Annotated in this window: 15 protein-coding genes; 8 read left to right on the top strand and 7 right to left on the bottom strand. The window is 58.9% G+C overall.

The window, feature by feature from the left end; all coding sequences use genetic code 11:
• Positions 1-271 precede the first annotated feature (271 nt).
• The 6 genes from K5Y32_RS12030 (at position 272) to K5Y32_RS12005 (ending at position 5,089) form a co-directional block, all read left to right on the top strand.
• Positions 272-664 (top strand): RidA family protein, encoded by a 393-nt coding sequence (locus K5Y32_RS12030; RefSeq protein ID WP_217547803.1) that lies wholly within the window; start codon positions 272-274, stop codon positions 662-664.
• 142 nt (positions 665-806) lie between these two features.
• Positions 807-1,643: a transporter substrate-binding domain-containing protein gene (locus K5Y32_RS12025; protein ID WP_222184039.1), complete on the top strand. Its 837-nt coding sequence runs from the start codon at positions 807-809 to the stop codon at positions 1,641-1,643.
• A 50-nt stretch (positions 1,644-1,693) separates the two neighbouring features.
• Positions 1,694-2,431, top strand: coding sequence for an amino acid ABC transporter permease (locus K5Y32_RS12020; protein WP_101761202.1), 738 nt, complete (start codon positions 1,694-1,696; stop codon positions 2,429-2,431).
• Complete coding sequence (locus K5Y32_RS12015) at positions 2,428-3,072, top strand: amino acid ABC transporter permease (protein WP_154156654.1); 645 nt, start codon at positions 2,428-2,430, stop codon at positions 3,070-3,072. Before K5Y32_RS12020 ends, K5Y32_RS12015 begins: the two co-directional genes overlap by 4 nt.
• A complete protein-coding gene (locus K5Y32_RS12010; RefSeq protein WP_008109157.1) occupies positions 3,069-3,806 on the top strand; it encodes an amino acid ABC transporter ATP-binding protein in 738 nt (245 codons plus the stop codon). Before K5Y32_RS12015 ends, K5Y32_RS12010 begins: the two co-directional genes overlap by 4 nt.
• An 11-nt stretch (positions 3,807-3,817) precedes the next feature.
• The gene (locus K5Y32_RS12005; RefSeq protein ID WP_222184037.1) at positions 3,818-5,089 is read left to right on the top strand and encodes an alanine racemase; all 1,272 of its coding nucleotides are present in this window, start codon (positions 3,818-3,820) and stop codon (positions 5,087-5,089) included.
• A gap of 154 nt (positions 5,090-5,243) precedes the next feature.
• On the opposite strand, the gene K5Y32_RS12000 is transcribed toward K5Y32_RS12005, so the two are convergent.
• Positions 5,244-6,266, bottom strand: a complete 1,023-nt coding sequence (locus K5Y32_RS12000) for an LLM class flavin-dependent oxidoreductase (RefSeq protein WP_008104762.1) — start codon at positions 6,264-6,266, stop codon at positions 5,244-5,246.
• 204 nt (positions 6,267-6,470) lie between these two features.
• Here K5Y32_RS12000 and K5Y32_RS11995 point away from each other — a divergent pair, with 204 nt between their 5' ends.
• Together K5Y32_RS11995 and K5Y32_RS11990 are read left to right on the top strand one after the other, a co-directional pair.
• Positions 6,471-7,538, top strand: coding sequence for a fatty acid desaturase (locus K5Y32_RS11995; RefSeq protein WP_222184035.1), 1,068 nt, complete (start codon positions 6,471-6,473; stop codon positions 7,536-7,538).
• A complete protein-coding gene (locus tag K5Y32_RS11990; protein WP_370635102.1) occupies positions 7,435-8,220 on the top strand; it encodes a phosphate/phosphite/phosphonate ABC transporter substrate-binding protein in 786 nt (261 codons plus the stop codon). Before K5Y32_RS11995 ends, K5Y32_RS11990 begins: the two co-directional genes overlap by 104 nt.
• 50 nt (positions 8,221-8,270) lie before the next feature.
• Here the strand turns inward: K5Y32_RS11990 and K5Y32_RS11985 are convergent, their stop codons facing one another.
• The 6 genes from K5Y32_RS11985 to K5Y32_RS11960 are packed head-to-tail and all read right to left on the bottom strand — an operon-like array spanning position 8,271 to position 15,236.
• The gene (locus K5Y32_RS11985) at positions 8,271-9,611 is read right to left on the bottom strand and encodes an LLM class flavin-dependent oxidoreductase (protein WP_222184031.1); all 1,341 of its coding nucleotides are present in this window, start codon (positions 9,609-9,611) and stop codon (positions 8,271-8,273) included.
• A gap of 10 nt (positions 9,612-9,621) precedes the next feature.
• Positions 9,622-11,229: an ABC transporter ATP-binding protein gene (locus K5Y32_RS11980; RefSeq protein ID WP_222184029.1), complete on the bottom strand. Its 1,608-nt coding sequence runs from the start codon at positions 11,227-11,229 to the stop codon at positions 9,622-9,624.
• Positions 11,226-12,059, bottom strand: coding sequence for an ABC transporter permease (locus K5Y32_RS11975; RefSeq protein WP_154190070.1), 834 nt, complete (start codon positions 12,057-12,059; stop codon positions 11,226-11,228). The genes K5Y32_RS11980 and K5Y32_RS11975 overlap by 4 nt, the downstream gene beginning before the upstream one ends.
• Entirely contained in the window at positions 12,056-13,048 is a 993-nt protein-coding gene (locus K5Y32_RS11970) for an ABC transporter permease (protein ID WP_222184027.1), read from the bottom strand. The genes K5Y32_RS11975 and K5Y32_RS11970 overlap by 4 nt, the downstream gene beginning before the upstream one ends.
• A 13-nt stretch (positions 13,049-13,061) precedes the next feature.
• Positions 13,062-14,675, bottom strand: coding sequence for an ABC transporter substrate-binding protein (locus K5Y32_RS11965; RefSeq protein WP_222184025.1), 1,614 nt, complete (start codon positions 14,673-14,675; stop codon positions 13,062-13,064).
• 36 nt (positions 14,676-14,711) lie between these two features.
• A complete protein-coding gene (locus tag K5Y32_RS11960; RefSeq protein WP_110867071.1) occupies positions 14,712-15,236 on the bottom strand; it encodes a GNAT family N-acetyltransferase in 525 nt (174 codons plus the stop codon).
• Positions 15,237-15,482: the final 246 nt, after the last annotated feature.

Raw genomic sequence — 15,482 nt, 5'->3', positions numbered from 1 at the left:
TAGCACGATCAATTTTGGTGCCTCATTATGGCGCAATACGCTCACTCAACTTTTATAAAACCACGATAGCGATCACACTCCAATATAAACTCACGCTCAAGTTAATTTTATTTTGCGACCCCGACGACATCACAAAAAATTAAATAGCTGTGCACATATTGCAAAAGAAAAATTCCTGTGCAAATCTTGCTCTATCCAGTATTGCAGATAGCAGTCTGGTATATCAGACAATACGGTAAGCAGATTTTCGCTGCAACAGGAGCAGAAAGGGATGACGATTAAACGTTATGGCGTAGAAGGCGGAACCGGTACCGGCGGGCAGAAACTGCCGTTTGCCCGCGCGGTTGAAGCCGATGGCTGGCTCTACATCTCCGGCCAAACGCCGATGCGCGACGGCGAAGTGGTGGAAGGTGGCATCATCGAACAGACGCAGCTGGCGTTCGAAAACTGTCTCGCCATCATGCGCGAAGCCGGTTATCGCGTCGAGGATGTGGTGCATGTCACGGCGGTATTAACTGATGCGCGTTATTTCAGTTCATTTAATAAAGTATTCAGTGAGATATTTAGCGGAAATCCCCCGGCGCGTATTTGTAGCGTGCAGGATTTAGTCGTCGACTGCAAAGTCGAAGTCGATATGAAATGCTTCCGCGCCGATCGTAAATAAACATTACGGTTAAAACAGGCTGGCGAACTTTTACTTTCTCCGCCCACACCAGGACAGCCTGTTATTAATTGATGCCTTTCTATTTTGCTGTGAAATAACGGTATTACACCGTCTCGTCAAAATTTCTAAAGAGAGCATAACAATGAAGACAACATCGCTAAAAGTGAGCCTCCACGCGCTAGCCGGCGCGCTGGTATTACTGACGCTGGCGGGCTGTACGCCAACCGAAGAGAAAAAAGAAGCGGGCGCTGCGCCGCAGTCAGCGCTGCAAACCGTATTGCAACGTGGCACGCTGCGCGTCGGTGACTGCCTGAGTTTCGCCCCGTTCGGTTTTTACGATAAAGACGGTAACCCGGACGGCTACGATGTTGATCTCGCCAAAGCGCTGGCCAAAGAGATGGGCGTGAAACTGGAAATGATCAACACCACCAGCGCCAACCGCATTCCTAATCTGCAAACCAATAAAGTGGATGTGGTGTTCTGCAACTTCACCCGCAATCTGGAACGCGCCAAAGAGATCGGCTTCACCAACCCGTATGTGGTGGCAAGTGAAGCGATGCTGGTGCGCAAGAACAGCGGCATCCAGTCCGCACACGATATGGGCGGCAAAACCATCGCCACGGTGAAAGGCTCGACCAACGGTGACGAAGTGCGCAACCTAGGCATTGACGTGAAGATTCAGGAGTACGACTCATCGCAGGCTGCCATCCTCGCGGTGAAACAGGGCCAGGCTGATGCGATGATCGAGGATAACAACTTCCTCGCCTATCAGGCCAAGCTCGACCCAACGTTAACCGTGACCAATGAAGCGCTGGTGCCGCTGGAATACAACGCCTTTGGCGTGAAGCAGGGCGATCAGGTCTGGACCAACTATCTCAACGAATTCCTGTTTGAAATTAACGCCTCCGGTGAAAACGCCCAGCTGTATCAGAAATGGTTCGGCAACAAACCGCGTTATCCGCTGAATCCGCAATATTGATCCCCACGCGGCGCGGCAACTGCTGCTGCGCCGCCCGAAGGAGCAGAACCATGAGTTATCAATGGCTAACCCTGTGGCGCTACGCCGACACTTTTCTTGCCGCCGCGTGGCTCACCTTGCAAGTGACATTGCTGGCGTTTGCGCTGGCGGTGGCGCTCGGTTTGCTCTCGGCGCTGGCGAAAGCGTCGCCGCTGGCCCCGCTGCGCTGGATCAGTCACTGCTACGTTGAGTTCATCCGCAACACGCCGGTGCTGCTGCAGATCTTCATCATCTTTTTTGGTCTGCCGTCGCTCGGCATCACCATGAGCGCCTTTACCGCTGGCGTGCTGGCGCTGGGGATTAACGTCGGTGCCTACCTGTCCGAAACCTTCCGCGCAGGCATTCAATCGGTGCCGAAAGGCCAGCTTGAAGCCGCATGGGTGCTGGGCATTCCCCGTCGTCAGGTGTTTCTCACCGTGGTGCTGCCGCAGGCGGCGCGCGCGGTGTGGCCCGCCATTATCAACAACCTGATTCAGCTGCTGCTCGGCACCTCTTTGCTGTCAGCGATTGCGCTGCCTGAACTGACCGGCACCGCCACAGTGATTAATGCGCGCACGCTGCTGTATATCCAGACATTTAGCGTCGTTGCCCTGGTCTATCTGGTGCTGAGCAACCTGTTCTCCTGGCTGGGAACGATGGCAGGACGGCGCATGTTCCACCCGCCGCTGGTGACCCCGGTAAAAAAGTCCGCCTGGTGGTGGGCAAGAAAATGGCTGACTAATCCAGTGAAACGGGAGAACGCGCTATGAACGAGTTAATCATTAGTTCGTTACCGATTCTGCTAAAAGGGCTCGGTATCACGCTGCTGCTGTCGGTGGCCGCGATCATTGGCAGCACGCTGCTGGGCTTGCTGGCGGCGGTGTTGCGCACCAGCCGCTTGCCCGTTCTGAAGCAGATTGCGGTGATCTACACCGAGCTGTTTCGCGGCACGCCGGTGCTGATCACGCTGATGTTCATCTACTTCGGCGTCGCCTATTTCGGCTATGACATCAACCTGTTTGCCGCCGGTATTCTTGGCCTGAGCATCTATCAGGGCGCGTATATCGCGGAAGTGTTCCGCGCCGGCATCGAAGCGGTGCCAAAAGGCCAGTGGGAAGTGTCATGGATTTTGGGCCTGTCGAAGCGTCAGACCTTTATGAGCGTGATCCTGCCGCAAACGCGCGGCATCGTGCTGCCGCCGCTGGCGGGCCAGTATCTTTCCCTGATCAAAGACACCTCGATCGTCAGCATGATCGGCATGTCCGAATTGATGCATCAGGGCCAGGCGATTGTCGACCGCATCGGTCAGCCGGTGGTGGTTTACGGTCTGGTCGCCCTGCTCTACTTCGCCGTCTGCTTCCCGCTTTCCCGTTGGGTTCAACATCATCAAACCAGGAGCCAAATCTCATGAGCAAATCCGCGATTACCTTAAGCCGGATAACCAAATCGTTTGGCGCAACCCAGGTGCTGAAAGAGATCAGTCTGGATGTTTCACCGGGCGAAGTGCTGGTGCTGATTGGCGCATCCGGCTCTGGCAAAAGTACCGTGCTGCGCATCATGAGCGGGCTGGAAGTGGCCGACGGCGGTGAAGTGTGGGTCAACGACGTTCCGCTGCACCAACGCAAGCGCGCCAGCGAAATCTGCGGTCACGTTGGCATGGTGTTCCAGCAGTTCAACCTGTTCCCGCACAAAACCGCGCTCGGCAACGTCACGCTGGCGCTGATCAAAGCGCAAAAGCTGTCGGAAGCCGAAGCCAATAAACGCGGCATGGCGGCGCTGACGCGCGTCGGACTGGCCGAGCGCGCGCATCACTATCCGGCGCAGCTTTCCGGTGGTCAGCAGCAGCGCGTGGCGATTGCCCGTGCGCTGGCGGTAGAACCGAAAATCATGTTCTTCGATGAAGCTACCTCGGCGCTGGACCCAGAACTGGTAGGCGAAGTCATGGAAGTGATGCGCAGCCTGGCGCGTGAAGGCATGACGATGGTGGTGGTGACACACGAAATGGGCTTCGCGCGCAAAACCGCTGACCGCGTGGTGTTTATGGATCAGGGCGTGATTGCCGAACAAGGTTCGCCCGAGCAGATTTTCGTCAATCCACAGAACCCGCGCACGCAGCAGTTTTTATCGCGCGTACTTGAGCACTAACAGGAGGATCTATGTCGATTCGCTTTCCGCTGCAGGCGGATGGATTACTGGATGCGCAGCAAACCGCGCCACGTTTTAAATCGGTTGCCGGAGCCGGCGAATCGCCGCTGGCTCTCGGCACGGCGGTGCTGAGCAGCGATCAGGTGTTTTCGCCGCTGATGATCATGAAACAGTCGGCGCTGAAGAACAATCTGCGCCAGCTAGCAGACTTCTGCCGCGAAAACGGTGTGATGCTGGCCGCGCACGGTAAAACCTCGATGTCGCCTGCCGTTTTGCGCCGCGCGATTAGCGAAGGCGGCGCGTGGGGTTTGGGTGCCGCCACGCCCGCGCAGGTGCGCGCGCTGCGTCAGTTCGGTATCCGCAATGTGTTTCTTGCCAACGAGCTGGTCGATCCGGCGGGTATTCACTGGATTGCGCAGTGGCAACAGCAGCATCCCGATCACGGCTTCCTGTGCTACGTCGATTCGCTGCAGGGCGTGAAGCTGTTGGCGCAGAACCTCGGCGACAGCCAGATTTCGGTGCTGCTGGAGATGTCTGTCAGCGGCGGCCGCACCGGTTGTCGTTCTCAGCAAGATGCGCTGGCGATTGCCGAAGCGATCGCCGCCTGCCCGGCGCTCAAGCTGGTGGGCGTCGCCGGTTATGAAGGCGCGCTCGGTGCAGGCCGCGATGAAAGCGGCATTCAGCGTGTGAAGGATTACTGCCAGATGATGATCGCTACCGCTGAATTGCTGGCGGAAAAGCAGCTGTTTACCAGCGACCACATCATCCTCAGCGCCGGTGGCGGCGCCTGGTTTGATGTGGTGACAGCGTACTTCACCGCGGCGAAACTGCCGCTGCCGGTGACGCCGCTGATCCGCTCCGGCGCCTATATGGCGCACGACAGCGGACTCTATGCACGCATCGCGCCCTTTGCTCAGCCGGGCGCAACGCATCATTTTGCTGCCGCGCTGGAGATTTGGGGCCGCGTGTTGTCGCGTCCGGAGCCGGGCCTGGCATTCGTCGATTTTGGCCGCCGCGATGTCCCGTTCGATCAGGATCTGCCCAATCCGCTGTGGATCCGCAACGCCGATGGCAGCGCGCCACGCGCGGCGACGCATTTGCGTATCAGTGATGTGAACGATCAGCATGCTTATCTGTTATTGCCGGAGGATGAGCCGCTGCAGGTGGGCGATTGGGTCGGCTGCGGTATTTCGCATCCTTGTACCGCCTTTGATAAATGGCGCTATCTGCCGCTGGTGGATGATGATTATTGCGTCACAGATTCACTGGAAACAGCGTTTTGATGGTTTTTTGTGCCAGGTTTTGTAAGGTCGCCATGAATGGCGACCTTACGACAAACGGTGCAAATTTTGTAGGGTCGCCATTTATGGCGACCTTATGACAAACGTTGCGGAGCGACCTTATGACAAACGGTGCGCACGGCTGCGCACCCAACACTCAACGCCAACCTAACTCCGGTGCAACGTGGGTCAAAATGCTCTCAATCACGTGCGCACAGTAATCCACGCCTAACTGATTCGGGATGGTCAGCAACAGCGTATCCGCTTCGGCAATCCCTTCGTCCTGCGCCAGCTGTTTGATCAACTGATCCGGCTCGGCGGCATAACTGCGACCAAAGATGGCGCGGGTTTTCTCGTCGAGGAAACCCACCGAATCCTGATCCTGTCCACTGCGACCAAAGTAGGCGCGGTCGGTATCGTTGGTCAGCGCAAAAATGCTGCGGCTCACCGAAACACGCGGCGTACGCTGATGGCCCGCCGCTTCCCACGCCTGACGATAAGCACGAATCTGCTTCGCCTGCTGCACGTGGAACGGCTCGCCGGTTTCATCATCTTTCAGGGTGGAGCTTTGCAGGTTCATACCCTGCTGCGCCGCCCAGATAGATGTCGCGTTGGAGCCAGAACCCCACCAGATACGCTCACGCAAACCGGCTGAGAACGGCTCAAGACGCAGCAAGCCCGGTGGATTGGGAAACATCGGCTGCGGATTGGGTTTAGCAAAACCTTCACCGCGCAGCACTTCCAACAGTTCCTCGGTATGGCGACGGCCCATATCGGCATCGCTCTCACCGTTTTGCGGATCAAAGCCAAAGTAGCGATAACCTTCGATAACCTGCTCGGGCGAGCCACGGCTCAGGCCGAGCTGCAGACGCCCGTTGGAAATCAGATCCGCCGCACCGGCATCTTCCGCCATATACAGCGGGTTTTCGTAGCGCATATCGATCACGCCGGTACCAATTTCAATCTTTTTAGTGCGCGCACCGACCGCCGCCAGCAGCGGGAACGGCGAGCTCAGCTGACGCGCAAAGTGGTGCACGCGGAAGTAGGCACCATCGGCACCCAACTCTTCGGCGGCAACTGCTAAATCAATGGATTGCAGCAGCACGTCCTGCGCCGAACGGGTGGCGGATTGTGATGATGGGGTCCAGTGACCAAAAGATAAGAAGCCAATCTTTTTCATGCTGAAATTCTCCTCGTGAGCCGTGCCGGCTCGAACGTTTCCAATGCAGCAAGGTTACGCCACAGACGAGGTGACTGATAGCCAATAGATTTCGCGCGCTTCATCAACTTTTTTGCATAACTAAGAAAAACAGATTCTTTGTGTTCATCACGGTGATCAATCATCGTCAAAAGCCTAATCACTGTTTACAGGTTCGGCTTCACCATGAGTAAAGGGACATCCGCCTATCTCAGTGCGCAACAGCGTGACGTGGTGCATCAACTGGCGCGCAGCTGGCTGTGGCGCAGCGAATTGCCAACGTGGCTATTGATGGTGGCGGTGTACGGCGGTTGGTTCGCCAGCGTTGTCTATTGGCGAACGTTGGGGTTAACGCTGAGCACGCTGCTGCTGGTCCTGTTTACCACCTGGTATATGTCGCTGCAGCACGAGTTGATTCACGGCCACCCGACGCGTTTTCCCCGTCTCAACCAGCTGTTCGGCACGCTGCCGCTGGCGGTGTGGTATCCGTACGGCTTATACCGCGACTCGCATCTGGCGCATCATCGCAACCACACGCTGACCGATCCCGATGAAGATCCGGAAACCTACTACCTTTCGCCGGCGCGCTGGGCGCAACTCAAGCCGTGGCAGCAGCAGGTGATTCATCTGCGCAACACCTTTCCCGGACGTTTGCTGATCGGCCCGCTGCTGGATATGGGCGCGACCCTCAAAACCCTGGTGCATGCCTTTATTCAACGCGATAAACCGGCGATGGCGATGTGGATTATTCATCTCACCTTACTGAGCGGGCTGTTTTACTGGATGGCGCTGCATGGCTTCTCGCCGCTGTGGTTGGTGCTGACGGTGAGTTATCCGGCGTTGATGCTGACCAAAGTGCGATCCTTCTACGAGCATCGTGCCGACGAGGAGCCGCTGGCGCGCTCGGTCAATAACGAAGCCGCGTTGCCATGGCGTTTGCTGTTCCTCAATCTCAACTATCATTCTGTACATCACGATCTACCCGGTTTGCCGTGGTACGGATTACGCAAAGTCTATTTGCTGTATCGCGATGGTTATCACCAGCGTAACCACGGTTTTCGCGTCGCCGGTTATGGCGAATGGATAAGCCGCTTCTGGCGCAAATCGGTCGAGGTTAATGCCCATCCGGGTACGCAAAAGGATGCACAGGATGCCCACTCTTTCGTTACCGATGTACGACATCAATCATCAGGCGACTATCGGCCTGACCTCAGCGCTAACGACGCTGTTGCAACAACGCGGCGTGCAGGCTGAGGTTAGCTGGCCGCAGGATTTACTGCCGCACTGGCGCGATGACCGGCTGCTGCTGAGCCAAACCTGCGGTTATCCGCTGGTGGAGCTGCTGCCCGATGTGCAGTTGGTAGGCACCTTTCACTCCAGCGCGCAAGGCTGCGACGGCCAGCGCTATCGCAGCTGGCTGGTAGCGCGCAGCGCAGATGAGAACCTGACGCTAAGCGACTTTCGCGGACGGCGCGCGGTGTGCAACAGCAACGATTCCCACTCCGGTTTCAACTCGCTGCGCTACGTGATTGCGCCGCTGGCGCAGGCCGGGAAATTCTTCAGCGCAACCCGTTTTAGCGGCAGCCATCGCCAGTCGCTGGCGGCGTTACGTGCGGGCGAGGCGGATATCGCGGCGATTGATTGCATCACCTGGGCGCTGCTGCGCCGCAATTTCCCGCAGGAGCTGGCGGGGCTGGAGATTATCGGAGAAACGCCGCTGTGCGCCGCGTTGCCGCTGATTACGTCAGCCAAAACCGACGCATCAACCCTTGAAAAACTGCGCAGTGCGTTGAGCGAACTGACCAGCGATAAGCGTTATCGGGATCTTCTGGCGGAGAGTTTAATTAGCGGATTCAGCGTGAGCGATCGGGCGTTTTATGACGAAGTGCGTGAGTGGAAAGATCGCGCCGCCGCGCTGGGCGTGACGGCGTTGTAATCATCTGTTTATCATTCGGAACGGTCGCCATTTATGGCGACCTTGCCAAATTACGCTACCTGCTGACGACTACGCTCTGCCGCGAACTGGTTTTCCGGTTCCGCCAACCCGAGATTATCGCGCAGCGTCTCGCCTTGATACTCTTTGCGATAAATTCCCCGCGCCTGCAACAGCGGGATCACCTGCGCCACAAAATCATCAAACGCCGTTGGCGTACCACCGCGCACGATAAAGCCATCGGTTGCGCCCTGCAGGAACCAGTTTGCCAGCCCTTCGGCAACCTGCTCCGCCGTACCCAGGAAACTCGGGCGCGGTGTGGCTTCTTCCAGCGCCGCCTGGCGGAGCGTTAAGCCACGTTCGCGCGCGTTCTGTTTGATCTTGTCGGTGGTGCTGCGGAAGCTGTTGCTGCCCAGCTCGCCAATATCCGGGAAAGGTGCATCCAGCGTGTACTGACTGAAATCGTGATGCTCGAAGTAGCGTCCAAGATACTCCAGCGCTTTATCGATGGTCACCAGCTCAGCGGTTTGCTGATAGCGGCGCTCAGCGTCCTGTTCCGTTTCGCCAATAATCACGCTGATGCCCTGGAACACACGGATATCATCGGCATCGCGCCCGCGTGCCACCAGCCGGCGGCGCACATCTTCACGAAATTCGCGTGCCTGCTCCAGCGTTTCCTGGCGCGTATAGATGGCATCGGCGGCTTCGGCGGCAAAGGCTTTGCCCGCTTCCGACGCGCCCGCCTGGAACACAATCGGGCGGCCCTGCGGCGAGCGACCGACGTTGAGCGGTCCCTGCACCGAGAAGTAATGTCCTTTATGATTTAGCGTATGCAGCTTGTCGGCGGCGAAGAATTCTCCGCTCTGTTTGTCGCGCACAAAGGCATCGCCTTCCCACGAATCCCACAGCCCTTTCACCACCTGCAAATATTCGCTGGCAACGCGGTAACGCTCGTCGTGTTCTGGATGGGTGCTGCGCGAGAAGTTTTTCGCCGATCCTTCCAGCGGCGAAGTCACCACGTTCCAGCCAACGCGACCGCCGCTCAGATGATCGAGGCTGGCGAACTGGCGCGCCACGGTAAACGGCTCGCTGTAGGAGGTGGAAAGCGTAGCGACCAGACCGATTTTTTGGGTCACCAGCGACAGCGCCGACAGCAAGGTAATTGGCTCAAAACGGTTGAGGAAGTGCGGAATCGACTGCGGCGTGATGTACAAGCCATCGGCGACAAACAGGAAATCGATCTTCGCCTGCTCAGCTTTGCGCGCCAGATCCAGCACGTAATCGATGTTAATGCTGGCATCCGCCACCGCATCGGGATGACGCCATGCCGACATGTTGCCGGATACACCCTGAATAATCGCGCCCAGCCGCAGCTGGCGTTGTGTCTGACTCATTCTGCTCTCCTTAGTATGCGTTCGCGGGCTGCCAGTCAGGAATGACCGGCAGCGCCTGTAACAGTTTTTGCGTCCACGGATGCTGCGGCGCGGCGAACACCTGCTGCAGCGCCCCGCTCTCCACCACTTGCCCGTTCTGCATCACCAGCACGCGATCCGCCAGATGCTGGATCACGCCGAGATCGTGAGAGATAAACAGCAGCGCGGTGCCGTGTTCGGCCTGCATATCGGCCAGCAGATCCAGCACCTGCGCCTGCACCGAAACATCGAGCGCGCTGACCGGTTCATCGGCCACCAGCAGCGCCGGATTCGGTGCAAAGGCGCGCGCAATCGCCACGCGCTGGCGCTGGCCGCCGGACAGCTGCTGCGGATAACGCTGCAGGAAGCGGTCGCCGAGCTGCACTTCATCGAGCAGTTGACGCACGCGCTGACGCCGCGCATCGCCGTAAATTCCGGCACTATCGAGGCTTTCGCCGATAATTTTCTCTACCGTGTAGCGCGGGTCGAATGAGCTGAACGGATCCTGCGCGATCAGCTGCAAGCGCGCACGCCGGGCGCGGCGCGCTTTCTCCGGCAGACGATCCCAGCGCTCACCTTCCAGCAGCAGCGTGCCGCTGTCCGGTTCGGTTAAGCCCATCACCACTTTCACCAGCGAGGTTTTGCCGGAGCCGGATTCGCCGACCACGCCAAGCGTCTCTCCGGCGTGCAGCGTGAAGTTGATGTCGTTGAGCACCAGGCGATCGCCATAGGCTTTATGCAGGCCGATGCCTTCCAGCAACGGTGCGCTGCTGCATGTCGGGCGCGGCGGCAGCGGCGTCGGCTCAGCCGCGCTCAGGCGCAGACCGCGCGTGGCGGGCGTTGGCACCGCGCGCAGCAGGCGCTGCGTCCAGGCGTGTTGTGGACGATTGAGCAGCGGGCCGCTGTTGCCCTGCTCCACTACTTCGCCATCGCGCATCACCAGCACGCGATCCGCCAGTTCCGCCACCACCGCCAAATCGTGGCTGATCAGCAGCAATCCGTGGCCGTCGCGACGGCGCTGCGCCAGCAGTTGCAGAATCTGGCGCTGCACCGTCATATCCAGCGCGGTGGTCGGTTCATCGGCGATCAACAAGGTTGGCGTACCGGCCAGCGCGGTAGCAATTAACGCACGCTGGCGCTGGCCGCCCGAGAGCTGATGCGGATAGCGTTCGAGGCGGCTTTCGGCATCGTGAATGCCCGCCGCCTTCAGCAGTGCGAGGCTTTTGTCCTGCAAATTGTCGCGATGACCGGCGGCGCTTAGGGCATCACTCAGCTGCTGACCAATGCGGCGAAGCGGATCGAGCGACACCAGCGCGTCCTGCAACACATAGCCAATGCGGCGACCGCGCAGCGCGCGCCAGTCGCTGCGGCTGGCGTGGCGCATATCGCGTCCGTCAATGGTGAAACGGTCGGCGGTTAACACCGCGCCCTCCGGCAGCAGGCCAAGCAGGCTGCGCGCGGTCAGGGTTTTGCCGGAACCGGATTCCCCGACCAGCGCCACGGATTCGCCCGCCGCGACCTGCAGGTTGAGGTTTTTCACCACCTGCTGCGGCCCGAAACGAATCGAGAGATTCTGGATATCAATAAACGGCTGGCTCATGCGGATCGTCCTTCAAAACGTGCCTGCCAGTAACGACCCAGCGTATTCACCGCAATCACCGTCAGCGTGATAAACACGCCCGGCCACACGGCGATCCACCATGCGTTACGCAGATAATTGCGTCCTTCCGCCAGCATCAGGCCCCATTCGGCGGTCGGTGGCTGCGGCCCCATGCCGAGGAAACTCAGTCCGGCGGTACCGATAATCGCGGTGCCGAGCCCCAGCGTGGCCAGCGCCGGCACCTGCGCAATGGCGTGCGGCAAAATGTGGCGCGTGATCAGCGTGAAGCGTGACAGGCCAAAGGTGCGCGCCTGTTCAACATACCCGGAGGTCATCACGCTGTAGGTTTGTGCCCGCACCACGCGGGCAAAACGCGGCACCGATGCGACGCCGAGCGCGATAATCAGGTTGTTGGTGCCGGGCCCGGTAAAGGCGATCAGCATCAGCGCTAGCAGCAGATCGGGAAAGGCGGAAATCACATCCACCGCGCGGCTCAACAGCTCATCAACCACGCCACGCGCCAGCGCCGCCACCAATCCCAGCAAAGTGCCAAACACCACCGCCAGCGCCATCGCCGCCACGCTGATCAGCAGCGAATAGCGGCTGCCGTAGATCACGCGCGTCAGCAGATCGCGTCCCAGCTGATCGGTGCCTAACCAATGCTGCGCCGACGGCGGCAGCTGCGCGTTAACTGGATCGGCCAGCAGCGGATCGCTGTGCGCCAGCCACTGCGGCGCGATCACCGCGATAGCCAATACAATAAGAAACAGAATCGCTGCCCACACCGCGGCGGGCAGCGCAACCGGAAGACGTTGCAGTGCGGCAATCATGATTTGCTCTCCCCGCGCAGACGCGGATCAATCCACAGCGACAGGATGTCTACTAAGGTGCTCATCACCACGTAGATCAGCGCCGAGAGAATCGCCACCGCCAGCACCACCGGCAGATCCTGCGCCAGCACCGCATCGACGGTCAGTTTGCCAAGGCCGGGACGACCAAATACCTGCTCGGTAATCACCGCGCCGCTCAGCAATCCGCCCACCAGCCAGCCGGTTAACGTGACGGCGGGCAGCGCCGCATGACGCAGCGCGTGGCGCAGACGAATGGTGGTTTCCCCTACGCCCCACGCGCGCAGCGTGAGGGTGAATGGCGCATCCAGCGCGCGCTCCAGCTCGCGGCGCAGCAGCTGAGCGATCACCGCGCCCTGCGCCAGACCGAGCGCCAGCGCCGGTAGCACCAGCGACGACAGCGAGCGATCGCCCGCCACCGGGAACCAACGCAGCGTGAAGCTGAAAATAAACAGCAGCACAATGCCCATCCAGAAAGAGGGCGTGGAGGCCAGCAGCAGCTCGACACCGTTAGCCACGCGGCGACCAATGCGACGATGCGCGGTGCCGACGGCAATCACCACCGCAAAAATAATGCTGACCAGCAGCGCCGCCAGCGTCAGTTTGATGGTTGGCCACAGCTGCGTGGCCAGCAGATGGCTGACTTCGGTATTCAGCATGTAAGAACGACCAAAATCGCCGTGCAGCACGCGCCACATATAGTGCAGATATTGCCACCACAGCGGTTCGTTCAGGCCCCATTCGGCGCGGATCGCCGCCTCAATGGCTGGCGTGCGCAGCTGCTCACCGACCAGCAGGCTGACGATATCGCCCGGCGCCAGATGCACGCCGAGAAAGGCCAGCGAAACCGCCGCCCACAGCACCAGTACGCCGCCCAGCAGACGGCTGACGATGCGGCGCGTCAGGTCGCTGCGCCACACCGATGGCCGACGCGCGCGTGGCGTGCGGGTGACAATGCTTTCCAGACTCATCTTCGCCTCCTGATTAATGGTCGCTGAGCCAGATGTCGTACGCGTTCTCCGGCATCTGTTTAAAACTGCGGAAACCGGCACCGTGCACGTAGCTGGCGGTGGCGATCTGGTCTTCTGGTTCATACAGCGGGATCGCCAGCGCCTGCTGTGGCAGCGCGTATTGCTGCAGCTGGCTGTAGAATTTACGGCGCTGATTGATATCCAGCGTCGCTGCCGCCTGATCGAGCCAGCCGTTGATTTGCGGGCTATTGACGCGGCTGTAGTTAATCGGCCCGCCAGCTTTCACCGGGCGATAGTGGTTTTCGATATCGATGCCGTCGGTTTCGGTATTCGAGTTGGCAATCGAGCCGAAGTGGCCGGTGTTGCGCACATCGGTGTAGGTGCCAGAATCGACGTAGCGCAGTTTGATGTCCACGCCGAGACGCTGGCGCGCCTGCGCCTGAACCGCCTGCAGCAGCACATCGCGCTGATCGCGCACCGTTGCCTGCGCCTGAATCACCTCAATGCTCAGACGCTGACCGTCTTTAGTGCGGAAACCGTCGCTGTCGCGCGTTTGCCAGCCCGCTTCATCCAGCAGCGTGTTGGCGGCAGCGGGATTGTTACCGTACTGGCCTTCGAGATCGTTGTTGTAGAGCGGATCAACCGGCGAGGTAATGCCCCACGCGCGGGTGCGTTCACCGCGATACACTGATTTCAGCAGCGGAGCGATGTCCAATCCTTGCAGTAACGCCTGACGCACTTTCACATCCTGCGTCGGGCCGTATTCCACATTAAGGAACAGCGAATATGGCGTGCCGGTGTTCAGCGCGTGCTGATAAGTGAAGTCGGGATTGTCTTTGAATTCACCGGCGTCATTGCCGGAAATCCCTTCAATCGCGTCCAGCTGCCCGGACAGCAGCGCGCCGGTGCGCACCGAGGATTCCGGCAGGAAGCGATAGGTCACGCGTTCCAGATATGCCGGGCCCTGATGCTTAGCGGTGGCGGGTGCCCAGTTGTAATGCTGGTTGCGTACCAATGTCACCTGCTGGCCTTTTTCGTAGCTTTCGATAATAAACGGCCCGGTGCCCGCAATCTCTTTGCCACCGGCTTTGAGTTGCGGTGAGTTCCAGCTGGCTGGTGCCAGAATCTGCAATTTGGCGGCGAACGACAGGAACGGCGAATAGCCCTGCTTCAGCGTAATGGTGACGGTGTGATCGTCCGGCGTCGCCACGCTGGCAATTCTCGCGCCCAACGCGCAGATGCTGCTACCGGCGCAATACTTCGCATCCTGCACATGGCGGAAATTCTCAGCCACCGCATTGGCATCCAGCTTCTCGCCGTTGGAGAAGGTGACATCGCGGCGCAGGCTAAAGCGATACTCTTTGCCGTCTGGGCTGACCTGATAGTTCTCCGCCAGCCACGGCACAAAGCTGCCGTCGGTACGGCGCGCCAGTAGCGATTCCCACACGTTACGCAGCGTCACTTCCGCTTTGGATTGCCCATTCAGCTGCGGGTTAAACGGCACGGGTTCGGTTTCGACGCCGAAGGTTAAGCTGCCGCCGCTGCGCGGTTGCTCAGCGGCGAAAAGTGATGCACTTCCCAGCAGGCAGGTCACACCCAGCGCGAGAGTGATTGAATTCGCTTTCATAAGATCCTTGGTGGTTGCAGGTGCTTTTTTAGTTGTTCAGGCGATTTTGGCGATGGGTTGATCGGCTGGCGGGTTGAATTCCTTTTTCAGAAACACCAGCGCTTCGCCTAATGGATTGGTGCGGTGATGAAACGGTTGATAACCGCGACGCAGATAGAGCTCGCTCAGCCATGGATGCTTGGTGGCGGTGGCGAGATAGACGCCCGGCGCTTTCAGCGTCTCTTTCAGCAGGGTTTCTTCCGCGTAGGTGATGATGTCGCGGCCGTAGCCCTGCCCTTTGTAATCAGGGTCGACGGCGAACCAGTGAATAAACGGCAGCGACGAAGGCGCATGTTCATCCTGCTGCCACGGAAAACGCACCGTGACGGTCGCCACCGCGCGTTTCCATTTGCGTAGCACCAGCACGGTTTCCTGCTCGATGACGCGGCGCACCTGCTCGACGTTGCCCTGTGAAATGGTGAAATGCACATCCAGTGCCACCAGCGCAGCATAGGCGCGTTGCAATAGCGCAAATATTTCTTCCGCATCGTCGGGCTTGGCAACTTCAATTAGCTGACTCATGGTGACCATTTCCTTATTCAATCCTGCCGAAAGTATTAAAATCCGGCGGATTAAAGTAAACCGAGAATAACGGCAATCGATTTGTTGAATATGGGAAATGGTATTTTATTGCGATGCAATAATGCCCACGGAAATAAAACCCTCGTAGGGTCGCCATTAACGGCGTAATGCTTGTCAGTTAAGCAAGCATTTTGCTTTGAACAGGTAGCGGGCTCTGACACATCTGCTGCGTCACGGGCCGTCCTC

The organism is Pantoea sp. DY-15 (assembly GCF_019795935.1).
GTDB classification, from domain to species: Bacteria; Pseudomonadota; Gammaproteobacteria; order Enterobacterales; family Enterobacteriaceae; genus Pantoea; species Pantoea leporis.
Note: the sequence above shows the minus strand (reverse complement) of the source record. Positions and strands in the feature narration are given on the sequence as shown.

Excerpts from the sequence above, each read along its gene's own strand:
- K5Y32_RS12010 (WP_008109157.1), top strand. The coding sequence starts at position 3,069 with ATGAGCAAATCCGCGATTACCTTAAGCCGGATAACCAAATCGTTTGGC.
- K5Y32_RS11970 (WP_222184027.1), bottom strand. The coding sequence starts at position 13,048 with ATGAGTCTGGAAAGCATTGTCACCCGCACGCCACGCGCGCGTCGGCCA.
- K5Y32_RS11985 (WP_222184031.1), bottom strand. The coding sequence starts at position 9,611 with ATGAGTCAGACACAACGCCAGCTGCGGCTGGGCGCGATTATTCAGGGT.
- K5Y32_RS12005 (WP_222184037.1), top strand. The coding sequence starts at position 3,818 with ATGTCGATTCGCTTTCCGCTGCAGGCGGATGGATTACTGGATGCGCAG.
- K5Y32_RS12030 (WP_217547803.1), top strand. The coding sequence starts at position 272 with ATGACGATTAAACGTTATGGCGTAGAAGGCGGAACCGGTACCGGCGGG.
- K5Y32_RS11980 (WP_222184029.1), bottom strand. The coding sequence starts at position 11,229 with ATGAGCCAGCCGTTTATTGATATCCAGAATCTCTCGATTCGTTTCGGG.
- K5Y32_RS11960 (WP_110867071.1), bottom strand. The coding sequence starts at position 15,236 with ATGAGTCAGCTAATTGAAGTTGCCAAGCCCGACGATGCGGAAGAAATA.
- K5Y32_RS12025 (WP_222184039.1), top strand. The coding sequence starts at position 807 with ATGAAGACAACATCGCTAAAAGTGAGCCTCCACGCGCTAGCCGGCGCG.
- K5Y32_RS12015 (WP_154156654.1), top strand. The coding sequence starts at position 2,428 with ATGAACGAGTTAATCATTAGTTCGTTACCGATTCTGCTAAAAGGGCTC.
- K5Y32_RS11995 (WP_222184035.1), top strand. The coding sequence starts at position 6,471 with ATGAGTAAAGGGACATCCGCCTATCTCAGTGCGCAACAGCGTGACGTG.
- K5Y32_RS12000 (WP_008104762.1), bottom strand. The coding sequence starts at position 6,266 with ATGAAAAAGATTGGCTTCTTATCTTTTGGTCACTGGACCCCATCATCA.
- K5Y32_RS11975 (WP_154190070.1), bottom strand. The coding sequence starts at position 12,059 with ATGATTGCCGCACTGCAACGTCTTCCGGTTGCGCTGCCCGCCGCGGTG.
- K5Y32_RS11965 (WP_222184025.1), bottom strand. The coding sequence starts at position 14,675 with ATGAAAGCGAATTCAATCACTCTCGCGCTGGGTGTGACCTGCCTGCTG.
- K5Y32_RS11990 (WP_370635102.1), top strand. The coding sequence starts at position 7,435 with ATGCCCACTCTTTCGTTACCGATGTACGACATCAATCATCAGGCGACT.
- K5Y32_RS12020 (WP_101761202.1), top strand. The coding sequence starts at position 1,694 with ATGAGTTATCAATGGCTAACCCTGTGGCGCTACGCCGACACTTTTCTT.